The following is a 17286-nucleotide window of genomic DNA, read 5'->3' as shown; positions in this document are numbered from 1 at the left end:
CCCATTCAGCGCTATTTATTTTAGTCAGTAAAAAAATAATTTATGTGACGACCATCTGCTATTAGCACATGTAAAGTATCAGAAATCTTTAGATGCCTGATTTATGCGCAATAGTATTAATAGAGTATTGACAAAAAATGACAAAATGTGTGCGCTGAAGCTCTTTTGGCGTGCTTTATTTCTTGCTAGCATTAACTTCCTTATCACAATCAGGAGTATTGGGTTTAACCCACCGTATGGACCGTCCCCGACGCCATTTAATTTTGTTATCTTCGTCTTGTCGCTCCCCTATGCCCGGTGATGTTTTGTTCCGTGGCTCATCTTTGCTGAATGCATGCTTTCATCTTACCGCACGGCACCTGTGCCACCCTTGGATCTCAGCGCCATGGGCGATGTGTGCTGTAAAGCTGAAACGTGGTGCTCAGCAGGATTCGGTTACCGTTCAACAACTCTCTTTTCTCATTCACGCGGAATAAAACATGGAATTTTTACTCGATCCGTCAATCTGGGTGGGTTTGCTCACGCTGGTGGTTCTCGAAATTGTTCTGGGCATAGATAATCTGGTATTCATCGCGATTCTGGCAGACAAGCTACCGCCAAAGCAGCGCGATAAAGCCCGAATCATCGGTTTATCGTTAGCGCTGTTAATGCGTTTGGCGCTGTTGTCGGTGATTTCTTGGATGGTGACATTAACGCGCCCGTTATTTAGCGTAGGCGATTTTGTCTTTTCTGGGCGAGATTTGATCCTGCTGGTCGGGGGGCTGTTCTTACTGTTTAAAGCCACCATGGAGTTACATGAGAGGTTGGAAGGGCACACCCATGAAGTGAATAACAAAGGGTATTCCAGCTTCTGGTCAGTGGTGGTGCAGATTGTCATTCTTGACGCCGTATTCTCACTCGATGCCGTTATTACGGCGGTGGGTATGGTTGATAGTCTGCCGGTGATGATGTGCGCGGTGGTTATCGCAATGGCCATAATGCTGTTGGCTTCTAAGCCGTTGACCAACTTTGTCAATGAGCATCCAACGGTTGTCGTGCTGTGCTTGAGTTTCTTGCTGATGATCGGCCTGAGTTTGCTGGCGGAAGGTTTTGGCCTGCACATTCCTAAAGGCTATCTGTATGCCGCCATCGGGTTCTCGGTTCTTATCGAAATGTTCAACCAGATCGCGCGTAGGAACTACATCAAACATGAACGTCGCCGCCCGATGCGTCAGCGTACCGCTGAGGCCATCATCAATATGATGGGCGGGAAGAAGGACAAGCAGAATGGGCACCGTGGTGAAGATGTTGTAGTGGCTAAAGAGGAAGAAACCTTTGCTGCCGAAGAGCGCTATATGATCAGTGGCGTACTAACGCTGGCATCCCGTTCTTTGCGTACCATCATGACGCCACGCAATGAAATTACGTGGGTCGATTGCCGACGTTCACCGCAGGAGATCCGCAGCCAGTTGCTGGAAACGCCGCACAGCTTATTTCCCGTGTGCGACGGTGAGCTGGATCAGTTGGTGGGAATTGTGCGGGCGAAAGACCTGCTGGTGGCATTAGATGACGGGGTTTCCGTGGCCGAATTTGCCGCCCGCAGCGCGCCAATTGTGGTATTGGAAAGTCTGGATGTTATCAATGTACTCGGCGTGTTGCGTCAGGCTAAAGGCCGTCTGGTGATCGTTAGCGACGAGTTTGGTATGGTTCAGGGTGTGGTCACACCGCTTGATGTCCTAGAAGCGATAGCCGGTGAATTCCCCGATGAAGATGAAACCCCAGACGTCGTGGTACAGGAAAATGGCTGGTTGGTGAAAGGGGGGACGGATCTTCACACCCTGGAGCAAATGCTGGGCTGGGATGGCTTAGTGAGTGAGTCTTCATCAGATTGTGCTTCGGTCGCGGGGTTGTTACTGGCTCATTTCGATCAGATGCCGCAGGCTGGTGAAATCCTTGAGCTGCACGGTTTGCGCTTCCAAGTGATGGAGGTGAAAGACTACCGTATTGAGCTGATTCATATTGAGCGAATCGCGCAGCCTTCAGAGTTCGGTGATGAATAATCGTCACCGATAGTCGAGTGAAATGTTTACCCCTCGGCTCGGGGGGTAAACACCGATAAGTTATTGCACGGTATCTTTATGCCTGGCTTGATGGCGCATCAGCCACTGGGGAAAATCCGCGATTGGCATTGGGCGAGCAAAGAAGTACCCCTGCATTGCACACACGCCTAATTGACGCAAATAATCTGCCTGCAGTTGGGTTTCTACGCCTTCAACAATCATCTTCAGTTTGAGCTCCTTACCTAATGCAACGATGCTGTCTAAGACTTTGGCATTAATCGCATCTGTGCCGATGGTAGCGCAGAACGTTTTATCGATTTTTAACACGTCAGGATGCAGATTTTGCAGATAACTGAGTGAGCTATGCCCTGTACCAAAATCATCTAGCGCTAAAGATGCACCCAGCGCGCGCAGTTCGTGTAGTTGTTCATAATCAGCCTGTTGAAGCTCGGTGCGTTCGGTAAGTTCCAACATCAGCTTAGGTAGAGGATTGGATTGATACCAAAGGCTTTTTAAATCCTGCGTAATTTGCCCCTGAGCAAAATGTTCGGCAGCGATATTGATACTGATGTAAAAATCGGGTGTCTGCGGAAACAAATGCTGATTCTGTTCAAGCGTATAAAGAAGGTGTCGCGTTAAAGACTGCACTAGACCGTGTTGCTCTGCCAGCGGAATGAAAATGTCCGGGGAAATCCATCCCTGACGCTCATCATGCCACCGTAGCAGGATCTCTACGCCATCACATTCGCCGCTCTGAGTTTGGATGATGGGTTGGCAGAATAACTGAAATTGTTTGCGCTGAATGGCCGAAGAGATGTGATAGGCCAAATTCATCCGGTTGGCGGAAACGATGAAGACAATAATCCCCGCAAGTAAAAATACCAACAATGACAAAGGAATGTGCTGCGGCAGAGAGCGCAGAGCTAACTTCCAGTCTGGATCTGAAAACACCTCAACGGAATAAGCATAGTGGCTAGAGGCCTGCGCCACGCTAGGTGTGTCGGTGATATCAGTCGTTTGCAAAATGCTATTATGCCCATAAATCAACGTCTTCCCATCAACGTTGAGTGCCATGTAATTGACATAAGGTTTTTGCGGCTCAAGGATGAAATTAGACAGCATGGCTATATGGAAAACGTGGATCATACCGCTGGAGGGATCGGCGCGGGTGGGAACCCAATAGATAAGCGTTGGACTACCGCGCTTAACCAGCAGCGCCGCTTTCAGCATTAAATTGTGGCCGGGCTTTGCAAAGGGGGGAAACATGGTGTCCAGCGCATAATTTCGGTGTCCAAACAGGCTGGAGCAGAAGATATGACCTTCTTTGACCAACAAAATGGCGCGTACAGTTTGCAATTGGACAGACATATTCAACAAGCGTGGCTGCGCCTGTGGGCAAGTGCTATTGACCAGCTCATTATGAGTAGTAGAAATGTCACTGGCGGAGCTGAGCAAATGATCGATTTGCTTTACGGCAGAAAGAGCGGCTTTATGCTGTGCTGAGTGAACGGTATCAAGCTCTTGGCTATAGCGTCCCCCCATAGAAATCGTAAAAGCAAACAGTCCTGCTCCAGCGGCAAGGAGTAAACGATAGATACGATACTTTTTAACTGCCACTTTCGAAAAGCGCATCAGGCATCCTTTAACAGGAAAATCCTAGCCAACATACAGTCAATGAATGGTTCACTCTTTGCGTAAGTGTAGCTATTGAAAAGAAAATGTGTGTGGATAGTAACGTTAATATGAATGAAAAATCGATATTGTGAAATGAATAAAAAACGCTGGCTGCGTAAAAGTGAGATTAATTAAGAATTATCCAGCTCAAGTTTGTTGTTTTATATACAGACTTAGAGAAAATTCTTACTAATTATACTTGCGGTGTATGTGTTTTATTTTGCAATGCGAATAAAATATGTATTCGCATTGCAGGGAAACCATCCTAGATAACAAGAATGGTTTTTAGGACTCATGCGCGATCTGTTGGTGCAATGCGATAATCTCGCGACCTAGCTCCATCAACATAATGGCATTCATCAGATGATCTTGTGCGTGTACCATGACCAGATGCACAGGAATTTTTCCAGTGCCTTCATCCATTTCAATGAGCTTCGTCTGCACATGGTGAGCTGACGATAAGGCTTCCTGCGCCTGCTGCATGTAGGTTTCTGCCTGAGCGAAATCCTTCTCTTCACGGGCACACCGGATCGCCTGAAAAACCAAACTACGCGCATAGCCAGAGTTCGCAATCAGTTCCATGACTTCATTTTCGAGATCCATCTTAAGCTCCTTCTATGAGAGCAAGCGCTTGATCTAGCACTTTATCGCCTTTCATGGTGCCGTAGGCCATCATGTCAATGCAGGCGATTTTTTTACCATGCTCCTGAGCGATTTTTTCGCACTCGGGCAATTTGTAGCGGATCTGAGGGCCGAGTAGGGCAACGTCAAATTCAGCGGCACAGGTTTTATAGTCGCGAACGGATTTCGCACAGATTTCGACATCAATACCGCGGCTTTTCGCTGCTTCCTGCATCTTCTTAACCATCAAACTGGTAGACATACCTAAATCACACACCAACAGAATCTTTTTCATGTTATTTCTCCAAATCGTTCAGCAAGTGCTGCATTAAAAGGGGGATTGGACGTCCAGAAGCCACGCTGCGCCCCTGCTCACGCCACAATGCGGTTCCACTGATATCCAGATGCGCCCAAGGTATATCGTCTGGGCAGAAACGGCTCAGAAAATAGGCTGCCGACGTGCTGATGGCGGCATTATTGGTTGGTGTATTGCATACGTCGGCAATTGCGCTTTCCACCTGTGGTGCGAAACGCGCGTCGAGGGGCAATGACCAGACTTCGTCGCGAACTTCTCGTCCCGCCAGCGTCAGTTTGTGGCTCAGTTCTTGGTTCTGGCTCCATAAGCCGGTGAGGTCATATCCGAGCGCTTTCACTACGGCACCGGTGAGCGTGGCCATATCGATAATGTACTGTGGCTGTTGATCGTCTAGGGTGAGTTTACTGGCATAGGCGATAGCATCGGCCAGCACCAGACGGCCTTCAGCATCGGTGTTGTTGATCTCAACGTTCAGACCAGAATAACTTGTGACAACGTCACCTGGGCGCATCGCGTCGGGGCCAATCATATTTTCTGCCAGTGCCAGAACGCCCACCAGACGCACCGGCAACTTCAGCTCGGCGGCGGCAATAAGCAAACCAAAAACGTTGGCGGCACCGCACATGTCGTATTTCATGGTGTACATGCCGTCACCGCCTTTCAGCCATAGTCCACCGGTATCGAACGTAATGCCTTTACCTACGTAGGCACTAAATGGCCCTTGATCGCGTCCTTCATAGCGCAAAATCATCAGCCGAGGCGGATTGCTAGCACCTTTGCCCACGGCGTGCAGCAAGCCTAAACCCTGCAACTTGATCTGATTTTCTTCCAGAATTTCGCAGCGAAGAGAGCGATAAGGCGCAATCAGTTTTTCTATTTCCGTAACGACAAACTCGGGAGTACAGCGATCGCTTGGTAAATCAGCAATTCGACGCGCGGCCATCATTCCGGCTGATGTTGCCTTTGCCTCTCGCAACAATTTTTCCAACGAGGTTTGATGTTGTGGCAGGCACCAGAGCGTGAGTTGCGTAATACGTTGGTTTTGTGTCGTCGTGCTTTTTAAGCCTAAATCACTCAGCTGATAATCAAGATTAAGTAAGAAGATCAAAAGAGAAGTGAGTTGTGCGCGGTCAGCTGCGTTTTCGTTATCCCACAGGCTACAGTCAACGGTGAGCGCCGAGCAGTGGGTTTGGCGCAGTAGAGGACGCAGCGCCGCTTGCAGTTTGTGGGTCGGGTAATCGAACCCATAGTCGGTTGGCAGCAGGGTCACACGGCCAAAAGGGTGGCAGCCGTAAGAGCAGTCCGCAACGGAGGTGGATGCGTCTTTCTGCAATGCGCATAGTAGCTCGACGTGGAGCCCTGCCTGCGCCAGTAAAGTACTGCTAGAAAATGAAATCAAATGGCTATTAGCGTCTGCGGACACTGAATAGTCGCTGGTTACCTGAGACTTAATCATATTGAGGTTCTCCGATAGGGGCACGGATGCGCGCAGCGTAATCGGCCATCCATTGTTCATCGGCAGGGGCGTAGTGGGTGCGGTCGGCACGGCGCTCGGCTAAATAAACGGTGGCTGGCAGGTCGCGCGTAGCGACGACGAATGAAAATGTTTGGATATTCGTGGAAACGCCAAATTCTCCGAGGCGGTTCATACACACGACGGACAAATCGCCCACGCGGCCAAAGCGTGCCATCAGTTTGTCTTCCAATTCGCCGATCACGGAATCAGCGGCATCCTGTGGCGACATGCCGCCTTCCATACGACGGACAATTTCGTAGCTGGTGCAACCCTTCATCAGATCTTCACCAACGCCGGTCGCGGTGGCGGCACCGATTTGACTGTCACAATAGAACCCAGAACCAATGATCGGCGAATCGCCCAAGCGCCCGCGGCGTTTCATAAACAGCCCGCTGGTGGACGTCGCCACGCTCATCGACCCGCGCTTATCCAAACCGATCATCCCCACGGTATCGTGGCCATCGTAGGGACTCAGGCCACGATCGATAGTCTCATGACAGCGCTTGCGATAATGCTGCATGGCGCGTTCGGTTAGCATGGTTTTCGCAGGAAAACCTTGGCTAAGGGCCCATTCACGGGCGCCTTCACCGACGAGTAGACTGTTAAAGCGCTCGCGGCTCAGGGCGTGAGCCACGCGAATCGGATTAGCAATATCAACCAGATTGCCAACCGCGCCAAAGGCCAACGTATCGCCATCCATAAAAGCGGCATCTAGCTCGACTTCGCCATTCTCACTGGGTAAACCACCGTAGCCAACGGATTTGTAGAATGGGAAATCCTCGACTTCAGCAACGGCGTTAACCACCGCCTTCGCTGATTTTTCTCCATTCTTTAACGTTTCGCTGGCGTTGATGATGCCTTCGAGCGCCATGCGCCATGTTGCGATCATTCCCCACATGTAAAGCTCCTTATTCTGTGTATGGCGAGCACAAATTAGGCTTTTTCAGCCGTGCAATATTGCTTATCTAAAATGCGTAAGAAGGGCAGATACAACATTGCACCAATCAGGAGGTTCACAATTTGCATCAGACTGCCGCTGAGATGGCCGGTGACGATAAAACCGCTAATGACAGGCGGCAGCGTCCAAGGAATGAATACCCCAGTGGTGACAGCCACCATGCCGATTTTCATGGCAATGTATTGCACGGTCACTAGCACCAAAGGCACCAGATTAAAAGGGATCAACATGATCGGGTTCATGATGATAGGTAAGCCAAACAGGATAGGCTCATTGATATTGAAGACTGATGCGCCTGCACCTAAGCGAGCCACTTCGCGCATGCTTTTGCTGCGCGCGAAGAACAGCATGGCAATCACCAAAGACAGCGTGGCACCGGCACCGCCCATCCAGATCATATCGAAAAACTGTTCGGTAATGATGTGCGGCGGAGTCACGCCGGCCTGGATGGCGGCAATGTTATCGGTCTGATTTTCCATCCACAGTGGGCGAATGATGCCGTTCACCATGGAGCCGGAGTTAATACCGACCGACCACAGAATGGTAATTGAAAGCACGGTCAGCAGAGCACCCACGTAAGAGGTCCCAAAATGGCGTACCGGCGTTGCGACGACCTGATAGATAAACTGATGAATGGTTTCATAATGGGTGTGCTCGAAGATAATGCGGATCGCAAGCACGAGTACAATGACGATGAGCGCGGGGATCAAGGCGGCGAAAGATTCCTGCACCGCAGGAGGAACGCCTTCCGGCATTTTGATGACCAACTTTTTGCGTTTTAGGAAGCAAAACAGCTCGGTCCACAGCAAGGAGCCAATCATCGCGACAAACAGACCTTTACTCCCGATCCATTCAGTGGGAACGACGGTGACGTTACCGAGCGCTTCCACTTTGATGAACGGCGTTAGAATGAGAAAAGATACTAGCGCCAGAATGCCAGAGGATACCCGGTCTTCTTCATAGTGTTCAGCCAAGCGGTAGGCAACCAGAAAACTGATAAACAGTGACATGGTGGAGAATACGGCGTTGAACGGGATTTCAACGATATTGCTCCAAGTGGAGCCAAACATGCCGCTCATAAACTGCTGATAGCTTTGGCTTGGAAACGACGAAATGATCAGCAGCACCGAACCGACGATAATAAACGGCATAAATGAAACATAGGCCCCACGGATAGCGCACAGATGACGCTGTTGCGCAGCTTTGGCTGCCAGCGGCATAAGTTTTGCCTCTAGAAATCCTAAAACGTTGCTCATAGTAAACTCCGCAAAATTGGTTTTTATGATGAAGTAACGGAAAGAAGAGGTTCTTAATGCGGCGATTATGTGTGAATAGCGTAACGATAAAGTTGCGTTAGTTCACAATGTGACGGTTATGACAAACAAGTCTCACATAATTAGATATCATGAATGGTGTATTCAACGGGGGATGTCATGGAAATAAAACTACATGCAAATGCAACGACTACGCCGCGCATCCGTCGCTATATTCAGCAATCCGATAAGAGCGACCGCGTATTGGCACAGGAGCTTGGTATCTCTGTCGCCACGGTACGCCGTTGGCGTCAGAGGCAAGACGTGGCCGATCATCACACCACGCCTAAAAACGTGCACAAGGTACTGAGACCAGAGCAAAGTCTGCTGATCAACTGGCTGAGACAAAAGCTCATGATGCCGCTTGATGAATTACTGATATTCGTCAATGTCGGCATGCAGCAACCTGTTTCGCGAGCGGGCTTAGATCGTTATTTACGCCGCGGTGAGTTGGCGCACATGAATGTGCTAGAGGCGAGAGAACTGCGTGGCAAAAAAGCGTTAAAGGCGGGGATTAAGCCGGGAAAATTACGTCTGTTTTATCAGCGTGTGAGTCTGCTTCCTGAGGATGGTGGCGAGCATCATGTTTTGTGGGCACAAGAGGAGGTCAGTGGCTGGGTCGCAGCTCGAGCCTTTGCCGGTGCCTCGCCTATGCTGGTGGTACATTGGCTAATGTCGCTGATGGAGGACGTGCCTGCTGCTATACAATCTATTGAGACTGAAAATAAAAAGCTTTTCGGAAATGAATTGTCGCCCGATCATCCATTACAAAAATGGAGTGCAGAGCAGGGCTTACCTCTGACATTACGGGCTGACGAGACCACCGATATTACCCTAAGAGTAGAGTGCGCACTGAGTGAATTAATCCCTGCGCTGGTCGCGATGGATTTGGATAGTTATTTGCAACAGATAAGTACGCAGTACAACCAACAGTGGCCGCAGAAGAAATTAGGCGACATGACGCCAGAACTGTTTTGGGCAAAGCAGGGGGACTCTCACTAAGTATCGTTGATGCGAGCCATCCTATTAACCATCTTTCGTCATCGGCGAAGATGGTTAATGAATAATGGCCGATGGTGGATAGCCAAATTTCTTTTTAAAGGCCTTGCTAAGATGAAATGAGTCAAAAAAATTAAGCAGCTCAGCGACCTGCCCGATACTGTAATCACCTTGGCGAAAGAGTGACAATGCCAATTCAAGACGTGCATCAAGGTAATATTCCTTGGGTGTTTTCCCCGTATATTTCAGAAACAAGCGGCGCAAATGCTGTTGGCTGCACTGTAGCCACTCGGCCATTTCAGCGACGGTCCAGCGTTTTTGAATATCGGTGTGGATCTGTGACAGCAGCTTTTCTATTTGAATCAGCTGTGAACCTTTGACTCCGGTTGAAACGATCAGGCAAACCCATTGATACAGCAATTTGGTAATAAACGCGACGGAGAGATTTTTATTAAGAGGTTCACTGCTGTTGATCAACCTGGTTATTTCTAACAGTTCCTGATTAAACGTTTCTCCGTTATAAATAACCGCTTGCTGCGATATTGGAATATCCATGGCGCCTGTAGGAATGAACTCCATCCAATATTGCTCCCATAGTAAGCCCTCGCAGTGATAGGATTTTATTTCCATGGGTTTAAGAAATATAACGCAGTTACCGTTTAGCGTGATAGAGGTATTATCCTGAAGAATAATTTTGCCGCAACCTTGCAGCGTATAAACCACGACCCATGAGTTTTCGATCAACGGTTTCTTTTTGTCTTGCGGCCATATTACGTGATAGCTCGCGTCGGCAAGGGTATGCCACAGCGAGATCAGTGATATCCCGCTTGAGATCACATTTTCACTAAGAACCAGCGGGATATTGTAAGTCAGTTCGTTTTTTACATGCCATACATCGCTTTTTCCATTCATTTATATTTCCCGTCAGAGAATGATGCTCTTGCTGTGAACTAACTATTTACCATGATTCTATCTTAAGTAGTTAACCATAAATAAAACATAAAATAAAAATAACAATGATCTCAAAAACGCCTCATTTATACCTGCTCTACAGCGTATAGATCATTCGCACTGGTAAGGGAAATAAAATGAATGTTCAACAAATTTTAAGTTTCTTTATTTTTACCGTGTTAGTCGCATTAATAACCTGGTGGAAGCTACGAAAATCCGATACTCGCTCCCAGCAGGGATATTTTCTTGCGGGGCGTTCTCTTAAAGCTCCGGTTATCGCGGCGTCCTTAATGCTAACAAACCTGTCAACGGAACAACTGGTTGGGTTAGGCGGACAGGCATGGCAAAGCGGGATGTCGGTGATGGCTTGGGAAGTTATTTCCGCAATTCCACTGATCTTTCTAGCACTGATATTTTTACCTAAATATTTACAGCGCGGCATTGCCACCATCCCTGATTTTATCGAGGAGCGTTACGATAAAACTACGCGTTTAATTGTCGATGGATGCTTTTTAATTGCCACGGGGATCTGTTTTTTACCGATAGTACTTTATTCCGGCGCGTTGGCGCTCAACAGTTTATTTCATGTTGGTGAGTCCTTTGGGATCTCACAGGGCGCGGCTATCTGGTTTATGGTGACGTTGCTCGGGCTATCGGGGATTTGCTATGCCGTCATAGGCGGCCTCAGAGCGATAGCTATCGCCGATGTGATTTATGGTATCGGTTTGGTCATCGGTGGGCTGATGATTCCAATACTTGGGTTGATGGCGATGGGGGATGGAAGCTTTCTACAAGGTGTGCAGCAACTTACAAGCGTACATTCTGAACGTTTGAATTCTATCGGCGGCAGCCATGATCCAGTACCGCTCGGCGCGGCATTGACCGGACTGATACTGGTCAACACCTTCTACTGGTGCACTAATCAGGGCATTGTGCAGCGTACGCTGGCGTCTAAAAGCTTGGCTGAGGGGCAAAAAGGGGCCCTGCTGACGGCGGTATTGAAAATGCTCGACCCGCTGATCCTCGTCTTGCCTGGCGTTATCGCCTTTCACCTGTTTCCCCAGTTGCCTAAGGCTGATATGGCCTATCCCGCTCTGGTGAATAAGGTGCTGCCGCTACCGCTGGTCGGTTTTTTCGGTGCAGTGCTGTTTGGCGCCATCATGAGTGCGTTTAATGGCTTTCTCAACAGTGCGTGTACGCTGTTTAGCTACGGCATCTATTCCAGAGTGATTAACCAGCAGGCTGAGCCAGAAAAGTTGGTATCCGTAGGTCGCCGCTTCGGTCTGGTGGTGGCTGTCGTTTCGGTGATTATTGCGCCGTGGATCGCCAGCGCGCCGGAAGGGCTGTATAGCTGGATGAAACAGCTCAATGGCATTTACAACGTTCCGCTCGTGACCATCGTCATTATGGGTTTTTTCTTTCCAAGGATCCCGCCGGTTGCCGCTAAGGCCGCGCTGTTGTTTGGGATTGTGAGCTATATCATCGTCCATTATTTGGTCTCTTTTGAGCTGCATTTTCTCTACGTTCTGTTTTTTACTTTCAGCATTAACGTGCTCCTAATGCTGCTGATTGGCTGGCTGAAGCCGTTAGCCCAACCTTTCAAATTTCGCGATGCCTTTGCCGTGGATATGCAGCCATGGCGTCCGGTAAAAATTGCCTCATTAGGTGTTCTTACCGCAATGATTGGCGTTTATTCCGGGCTGGCACAGTTTGGTGGATATCCGACCCGCTGGTTAAGCATCCTGAGCTATTTTTGTGCCGCCGGTGTTGTGCTCTACCTTTTCATCAATAGCTATCGCCAGCGGCAAAAAACGCGGCTGGATTGTCTTGAACAACGTGAGGACAAACTATGAAACGCCCCAATTTTTTGTTCATTATGACGGATACACAGGCGACTAATATGGTGGGTTGCTACAGCGGTAAACCCCTCAACACACAGCATATTGACGCCTTGGCGGAAGAAGGGATCCGCTTTAATTCAGCCTATACCTGCGCCCCCGTTTGCACACCGGCAAGAGCCGGATTGTTTACCGGTATTTACTCCAATCAGTCCGGCCCGTGGACAAACAATGTGGCCGCAGGGAAAAACATTTCTACGATGGGGCGCTATTTTCAGGATGCGGGTTATAAGACCTGTTATATCGGTAAATGGCATCTGGATGGGCATGATTACTTTGGCACGGGGGTATGTCCGCCTGAATGGGATCGTGAATACTGGTTTGATGGCGCAAATTATCTTGCCGAACTGTCTGAGGAAGAGATCGGTCTGTGGCGCAATGGCTTAAACAGTGAAGAAGATCTGGTGGCGAATGGTATCGATAAAACCTTTACATGGGCGCACCGGATCAGCCATCGAGCCATTGATTTTTTGGCGCAGTCACAGCGCTCAGAAGAACCGTTTTTGCTGGTTGTTTCTTATGATGAACCACATCATCCGTTTACGTGCCCAGCTGAATATCTCGAAAAGTATAAAGATTTTTACTACGAACTCGGTGAGAAAGCGCATGACGACTTAATCAATAAGCCTGTGCACCATCGACTGTGGGCTGATGCGATGCCGTCGCCAGTGGGGAGTGATGGACGTTATCACCATCCGTTCTATTTTGCCTGTAACGATTTTGTCGATGATGAGATAGGTCGTGTCGTGGCGGCGCTGACGCAGGAACAACGCGAAAACACGTGGATAATTTACACCTCGGATCATGGCGAAATGATGGGAGCACACAAACTGATCAGCAAAGGTGCCGCCATGTATGACGACATCACGCGGATACCTCTGATTTTTGCACCCCCTGCGGGCAATGACACTGCATATCAGGTGGATGTCCCCGTGAGCCACGTGGATGTGCTACCGACCTTAATGGCTCTGGCAGGGATAGATAAACCGGATATTTTACCAGGCGAATCTGTTTTCGATGCACAAACCAGTCGAGGTGTCATGGTGGAGTTCAATCGCTATGAGATTGAACATGACAGTTTTGGTGGTTTTATTCCGGTACGAGCTTGGGTGACAGAGCGCTATAAGCTGGTGATCAACTTATTCACCAGCGATGAGTTATACGACCGCGAACGAGATAAACCCGAAATGCACAACCTTATCGACAGACCAGCCTATGCTGAAATTCGCGACGAGTTGCACGATCAACTGATGGACTATATGGATAAAATTCGCGATCCGTTTCGTAGTTATCAGTGGTCATGCCGAGCATGGCGTAAAGATGCCAAGCCGCGCTGGATGGGGGCATTTCGTCCACGTCCCCATGATGGTTATTCGCCGGTAGTGCGTGATTATGATACTGGCCTTGCGACGCAAGGGGTCAAAGTAGAAGAGAAAAAACAGAAGTTTTGAAACAAGGATGAAATATGAAACTAACCCAGCTAGGCGATGCACCGGATTACCGCTTTTCACTTGCCAATGAACGAACTTTTTTGGCATGGATACGTACCGCTCTAGGGTTTTTAGCGGCGGGCGTTGGGTTGGAACAGTGGGCTCCGCATCTTGCTACGCCGTTGATACGCGAGATGATAGCCTTGCTGTTGTGTTTATCGGCTGCCGTATTAGCGATCCAAGGATATTTTCGCTGGTTAGGAAATGAGAAAGCGATGCGGCTTCGTCAGGATCTCCCCTATACCCGAAGTTTATTGGCTATCAGCATGGTGATGGCTGTGGTTGCTGTTGCGATTATTATCCTGGTGCAGTATGCCAGTTAAGCGTATGCAACGCCGAAAAGCCGACCCAGGTTTGCAGCCGGAGAGAACGTCTCTGGCTTGGCAGCGCACGCTCCTCGGATATGCCGTTCTATTATTGCTGGTGTTTCGCTCTAGCCTATCTCAGACAAACGCGGTGTTTTGGATGGCGTTCATGTCTCTCATCACGTGTGCTGTATTGCCATATCGATACGCAGCAATACGTCGATTGATGAACAAGGAAGGTGATTTTTTTGCATGGCGAACTCGCTACGTCAAACTGCTTATTGCCCTTGCCATCTGCGGTTTGTCACTACTCTTTATATCCACTCATCTTCATCAGTGGATTGTTTTGATAGGAGAACGGTAATGCGTGGATGCCACGTAATGGCTAAACCTGCTAGCGCCCGTTGCAATCTACATTGCCGCTACTGCTTTTATTTAGGGAAAAACCAGCAGGCACGCATGGATGATGTCACGCTAGAGGCATTTATTCAGCAGCATATCGCCGCACAGCCGGGCGACGTGGTGGAGTTTTCCTGGCAAGGAGGGGAACCCTTACTCGCTGGGCTGCCGTTTTACCAAAAAGTCGTGGCGTTACAGCGGCGTTACGCTGCGGGAAAGCAGATTCAAAATAGCATCCAAACAAATGGCACGTTACTCAATGAGGAGTGGTGCCATTTTTTACATGCAAACAAATGGTTAGTCGGGATATCAATTGATGGTCCCATTGACTTGCATGATTGCTATCGTGTTACGCGCGGTGGAAAGCCTACTCACCATCGAGTGGTGGCTGCCATCGAACGGCTTAGAGCATTCGGCATTGAATTCAATTTGCTGGTGGTCGTGAGTAAGCAAAATAGTGCTCAACCTGAACGGCTCTATCATTATCTAACCACGCTAGGAACGCCTTTTCTGCAATTTATTCCGTTGGTTGAAAAAGATGAGCAGGGCGAGATAACCCCTGAATCCGTCTCTGAAGAGGGTTTCGGCGCGTTTTTGAACGCTATTTTTGATCTCTGGGTGCGGAAGGATATTGGAAACGTATTCGTACAGATTTTCGATAGCACGCTAGGCGTGTGGTGTGGACATTCGTCGCAGATGTGCAGTTTTAGCACCACCTGCGGCCACGCGTTTGCACTGGAGTCTAACGGCGATCTCTATCAATGCGATCACTATGTCTATCCCGAACACAAGTTGGGAAATATACACAGCATCCCCATCACCGCGCTTAATCATAGCCAGAAAGCAGTCCGCTTTGGCGAAGATAAACAGCGCCGCTTAGTGATGGAATGCCAGATGTGTCCCGTACTGAGACTTTGTCAGGGAGACTGCCCGAAGCATCGGATTCGACAAGGCAAAAGCTACCTGTGTAAAAGCTATTACGCTTTTTTTACCCATACGTCTCCTTATATGAAGATGATGCGGGATTTGATAAAGCGAAGGCGCTCGCCGATTGAGCTAATGAGTCGTTTTAGATGACCGTAGGCTAAAAGCCTCTACGGCAGTAGAGGCTTTTAGTGGGTGAGATCAACTACCTTTCGCGAACGCCATTGGTGTTTCACCCGTTGGATTATTCTGGAAGTATGATTCCCCAATCGCCTCAAGCGTGATCGTCCTTGGGCTAAAGGAAGAACTCTTTGACTGAATATTTGTTCTTACCTCACCATTGCTATCGGTAACCGCCGAAATTTCCGAAAAATTAAACTGAGAGGTATAAGTCGATCCAAGTCCCCACCGGATTTCATAGCCGGGAACGGGGAAGCCATGTTTATCAACCGCTGTTGCAACGGCTATATTAGGTGCATCAATACCCTTACCATCCTGAACTATCGTAATATTGATTGCCGTTGCGAGAGATTGAACAAAAGTCACCGGGGCTGTTGCAGAGGTATTATTATCTAAGGTAGCGGTAGCGGTGACGGTTTCGACTACAGCATCTGTAATATTAATTAAAAGGGTTCCATTACCGCTAGTTGTCGATGAAGTGACTCCTGAAGTGGACTCCAGTTGTGCCGATCCCGTTACGCTTAGGCGGACGTTTGCTCCATTCACGGGTTTGCCAAATTTATCTTGTACAAAGAGTCTTAGCACTGTCGAATCATGAATATCTGCGGAGCTTGCAGAGTAAAACTGAGAAATTTTTAACCCTGCGGTATCAATAACAAACTCACTGTTTTGGCTGAGTGTACTGCCGTTGCTTAAGGATGATGTCAACTGCAGTGTTTCTGCCGTTGTATCAACGAAGCTTACCGATGCCTTTCCTGTACTGTCTGTGTTTCCAGCAGGTGTCATCGTAACGGTAGATTTGTCCGCACTCCAGGTTACAGCCATTCCTGAAAGCGGATTTCCATTAATATCGCTGACTACGACCGTTGCGGTGTTTGCCGTGGAACCATCGGCAGGGCTGCCGTCTTTGGTGATTGTCAGACTGTCTATTTTGGCTGTATCCACATCTGCGACAAAGGTGCTTGTTTTTGATTGACCTGTATCTGAACTACCTGCTTTCGCCGTTAGGGTGATGGTTTCTGCTTTGGTGTCAGTGAAGGTCATCACAGCCTGACCGCTACTATTGGTGGTGCTGGTGCCCGAGGTCAATCCTGCGAGACCGGTGATGGTCCAGTTGACCGTGGTGTTCGCCAGAATATTGTTCTGCCCGTCCATGACGGTCGCGGTAGCACTGTTCTGCGAGGTGCCATTAGCCGCGCTGCCATCAGTATCAATTGTCAGCGTAGTAACATGAGCGGTGGCAGCATCTGCCACAAAGCTGCTGGTTTTTGACTGACCCGTATCCGAACTACCTGCTTTTGCCGTTAAGGTGACAATTTCTACCTTAGTATCGGTGAAGGTCATCACCGCCTGACCGTTACTATTGGTGGTGCTGGTGCCTGAGGCCAAGCCAGCGCTGCCGGTGACAGTCCAATTCACCGTAGTGTTTGGCAGAAAATTGTTATTGCTGTCTGTAACGGTTGCAGTGGCACTGTTTTGCGCGGTGCCGTTGGCCGCGCTGCCATCAGTATCGATGGTTAGCGTGGAGACATGGGCGGTAGTGGCATCTGCTACAAACGAACTTGGTTTGGACAGACTGTTACCGTTGACCCCCGCGGTGATATTAACCGTCTGTGCTTTGAGGTCGGTAAACGTCACGGTGGTTTGGCCGTTGGCATCGGTTTTGGCTGAAGTACCTAACACGGCAGAGCCGTCTTGAGACC

15 protein-coding genes are annotated in these 17286 nt (G+C 49.0%); 7 read left to right on the top strand and 8 right to left on the bottom strand.

Features of this window, described 5'->3' with window-relative positions:
* The first annotated feature begins 479 nt into the window (after positions 1-479).
* On the top strand, positions 480-2039 hold the full coding sequence (locus HMPREF3091_RS17855; RefSeq protein ID WP_070717640.1) for a TerC family protein: 1560 nt from the start codon (positions 480-482) through the stop codon (positions 2037-2039).
* Positions 2040-2099: 60 nt separating this feature from the next.
* On the opposite strand, the gene HMPREF3091_RS17850 is transcribed toward HMPREF3091_RS17855, so the two are convergent.
* The 6 genes from HMPREF3091_RS17850 to celB all read right to left on the bottom strand — a co-directional run bounded on the left by HMPREF3091_RS17850 (position 2100) and on the right by celB (position 8380).
* Positions 2100-3671 carry an EAL domain-containing protein gene (locus HMPREF3091_RS17850; protein ID WP_070717636.1) on the bottom strand — a complete coding sequence of 524 codons (1572 nt, stop codon included), beginning with the start codon at positions 3669-3671 and terminating at the stop codon, positions 2100-2102.
* A 327-nt stretch (positions 3672-3998) separates the two neighbouring features.
* The gene (locus HMPREF3091_RS17845) at positions 3999-4316 is read right to left on the bottom strand and encodes a PTS lactose/cellobiose transporter subunit IIA (RefSeq protein WP_070717633.1); all 318 of its coding nucleotides are present in this window, start codon (positions 4314-4316) and stop codon (positions 3999-4001) included.
* A gap of 1 nt (position 4317) precedes the next feature.
* Positions 4318-4629: a PTS sugar transporter subunit IIB gene (locus tag HMPREF3091_RS17840; RefSeq protein ID WP_070717630.1), complete on the bottom strand. Its 312-nt coding sequence runs from the start codon at positions 4627-4629 to the stop codon at positions 4318-4320.
* A gap of 1 nt (position 4630) precedes the next feature.
* Positions 4631-6106: a M17 family metallopeptidase gene (locus HMPREF3091_RS17835; RefSeq protein ID WP_070717629.1), complete on the bottom strand. Its 1476-nt coding sequence runs from the start codon at positions 6104-6106 to the stop codon at positions 4631-4633.
* On the bottom strand, positions 6099-7064 hold the full coding sequence (locus tag HMPREF3091_RS17830; RefSeq protein ID WP_070717626.1) for a glycosylasparaginase: 966 nt from the start codon (positions 7062-7064) through the stop codon (positions 6099-6101). Before HMPREF3091_RS17830 ends, HMPREF3091_RS17835 begins: the two co-directional genes overlap by 8 nt.
* A gap of 35 nt (positions 7065-7099) precedes the next feature.
* Positions 7100-8380: a PTS cellobiose transporter subunit IIC gene (celB, locus tag HMPREF3091_RS17825; RefSeq protein ID WP_004094932.1), complete on the bottom strand. Its 1281-nt coding sequence runs from the start codon at positions 8378-8380 to the stop codon at positions 7100-7102.
* A 177-nt stretch (positions 8381-8557) separates the two neighbouring features.
* Here celB and HMPREF3091_RS17820 point away from each other — a divergent pair, with 177 nt between their 5' ends.
* Positions 8558-9439, top strand: coding sequence for a hypothetical protein (locus HMPREF3091_RS17820; RefSeq protein ID WP_070717622.1), 882 nt, complete (start codon positions 8558-8560; stop codon positions 9437-9439).
* Positions 9440-9493: 54 nt separating this feature from the next.
* Here HMPREF3091_RS17820 and HMPREF3091_RS17815 read toward each other — a convergent pair whose 3' ends face one another.
* Positions 9494-10348 (bottom strand): helix-turn-helix transcriptional regulator, encoded by an 855-nt coding sequence (locus HMPREF3091_RS17815; RefSeq protein WP_070717619.1) that lies wholly within the window; start codon positions 10346-10348, stop codon positions 9494-9496.
* 176 nt (positions 10349-10524) lie between these two features.
* Between HMPREF3091_RS17815 and HMPREF3091_RS17810 the strand changes: the two genes are divergently transcribed.
* Genes HMPREF3091_RS17810 through HMPREF3091_RS17790 form a run of 5 tightly spaced genes read left to right on the top strand, consistent with a single transcriptional unit; the run spans position 10525 to position 15556 of the window.
* A complete protein-coding gene (locus HMPREF3091_RS17810; protein ID WP_070717617.1) occupies positions 10525-12240 on the top strand; it encodes a solute:sodium symporter family transporter in 1716 nt (571 codons plus the stop codon).
* Positions 12237-13736: a sulfatase-like hydrolase/transferase gene (locus HMPREF3091_RS17805; RefSeq protein ID WP_070717614.1), complete on the top strand. Its 1500-nt coding sequence runs from the start codon at positions 12237-12239 to the stop codon at positions 13734-13736. Before HMPREF3091_RS17810 ends, HMPREF3091_RS17805 begins: the two co-directional genes overlap by 4 nt.
* Before the next feature lie 14 nt (positions 13737-13750).
* Entirely contained in the window at positions 13751-14098 is a 348-nt protein-coding gene (locus HMPREF3091_RS17800; RefSeq protein ID WP_070717611.1) for a YidH family protein, read from the top strand.
* Entirely contained in the window at positions 14088-14444 is a 357-nt protein-coding gene (locus HMPREF3091_RS23095) for a DUF202 domain-containing protein (RefSeq protein ID WP_070717608.1), read from the top strand. Before HMPREF3091_RS17800 ends, HMPREF3091_RS23095 begins: the two co-directional genes overlap by 11 nt.
* Positions 14444-15556 carry an anaerobic sulfatase maturase gene (locus HMPREF3091_RS17790; protein WP_168168194.1) on the top strand — a complete coding sequence of 371 codons (1113 nt, stop codon included), beginning with the start codon at positions 14444-14446 and terminating at the stop codon, positions 15554-15556. The genes HMPREF3091_RS23095 and HMPREF3091_RS17790 overlap by 1 nt, the downstream gene beginning before the upstream one ends.
* A gap of 48 nt (positions 15557-15604) precedes the next feature.
* Here the strand turns inward: HMPREF3091_RS17790 and HMPREF3091_RS22535 are convergent.
* Positions 15605-17286, bottom strand: a 1682-nt coding sequence (locus HMPREF3091_RS22535) for an Ig-like domain-containing protein (protein WP_210403571.1), incomplete at its 5' end; no start/stop codon positions are given.

This window comes from Hafnia sp. HMSC23F03 (assembly GCF_001816025.1).
GTDB classification, from domain to species: Bacteria; Pseudomonadota; Gammaproteobacteria; order Enterobacterales; family Enterobacteriaceae; genus Hafnia; species Hafnia paralvei.
This window is presented reverse-complemented; position numbering and strand designations above follow the sequence as displayed.

What these genes read in the sequence shown, in the direction of transcription:
- HMPREF3091_RS17855 (WP_070717640.1), top strand. Translation starts at nt 480, where the DNA reads ATGGAATTTTTACTCGATCCGTCAATCTGGGTGGGTTTGCTCACGCTG.
- HMPREF3091_RS17850 (WP_070717636.1), bottom strand. Translation starts at nt 3,671, where the DNA reads ATGCGCTTTTCGAAAGTGGCAGTTAAAAAGTATCGTATCTATCGTTTA.
- HMPREF3091_RS17845 (WP_070717633.1), bottom strand. Translation starts at nt 4,316, where the DNA reads ATGGATCTCGAAAATGAAGTCATGGAACTGATTGCGAACTCTGGCTAT.
- HMPREF3091_RS17840 (WP_070717630.1), bottom strand. Translation starts at nt 4,629, where the DNA reads ATGAAAAAGATTCTGTTGGTGTGTGATTTAGGTATGTCTACCAGTTTG.
- HMPREF3091_RS17835 (WP_070717629.1), bottom strand. Translation starts at nt 6,106, where the DNA reads ATGATTAAGTCTCAGGTAACCAGCGACTATTCAGTGTCCGCAGACGCT.
- HMPREF3091_RS17830 (WP_070717626.1), bottom strand. Translation starts at nt 7,064, where the DNA reads ATGTGGGGAATGATCGCAACATGGCGCATGGCGCTCGAAGGCATCATC.
- celB (WP_004094932.1), bottom strand. Translation starts at nt 8,380, where the DNA reads ATGAGCAACGTTTTAGGATTTCTAGAGGCAAAACTTATGCCGCTGGCA.
- HMPREF3091_RS17820 (WP_070717622.1), top strand. Translation starts at nt 8,558, where the DNA reads ATGGAAATAAAACTACATGCAAATGCAACGACTACGCCGCGCATCCGT.
- HMPREF3091_RS17815 (WP_070717619.1), bottom strand. Translation starts at nt 10,348, where the DNA reads ATGAATGGAAAAAGCGATGTATGGCATGTAAAAAACGAACTGACTTAC.
- HMPREF3091_RS17810 (WP_070717617.1), top strand. Translation starts at nt 10,525, where the DNA reads ATGAATGTTCAACAAATTTTAAGTTTCTTTATTTTTACCGTGTTAGTC.
- HMPREF3091_RS17805 (WP_070717614.1), top strand. Translation starts at nt 12,237, where the DNA reads ATGAAACGCCCCAATTTTTTGTTCATTATGACGGATACACAGGCGACT.
- HMPREF3091_RS17800 (WP_070717611.1), top strand. Translation starts at nt 13,751, where the DNA reads ATGAAACTAACCCAGCTAGGCGATGCACCGGATTACCGCTTTTCACTT.
- HMPREF3091_RS23095 (WP_070717608.1), top strand. Translation starts at nt 14,088, where the DNA reads ATGCCAGTTAAGCGTATGCAACGCCGAAAAGCCGACCCAGGTTTGCAG.
- HMPREF3091_RS17790 (WP_168168194.1), top strand. Translation starts at nt 14,444, where the DNA reads ATGCGTGGATGCCACGTAATGGCTAAACCTGCTAGCGCCCGTTGCAAT.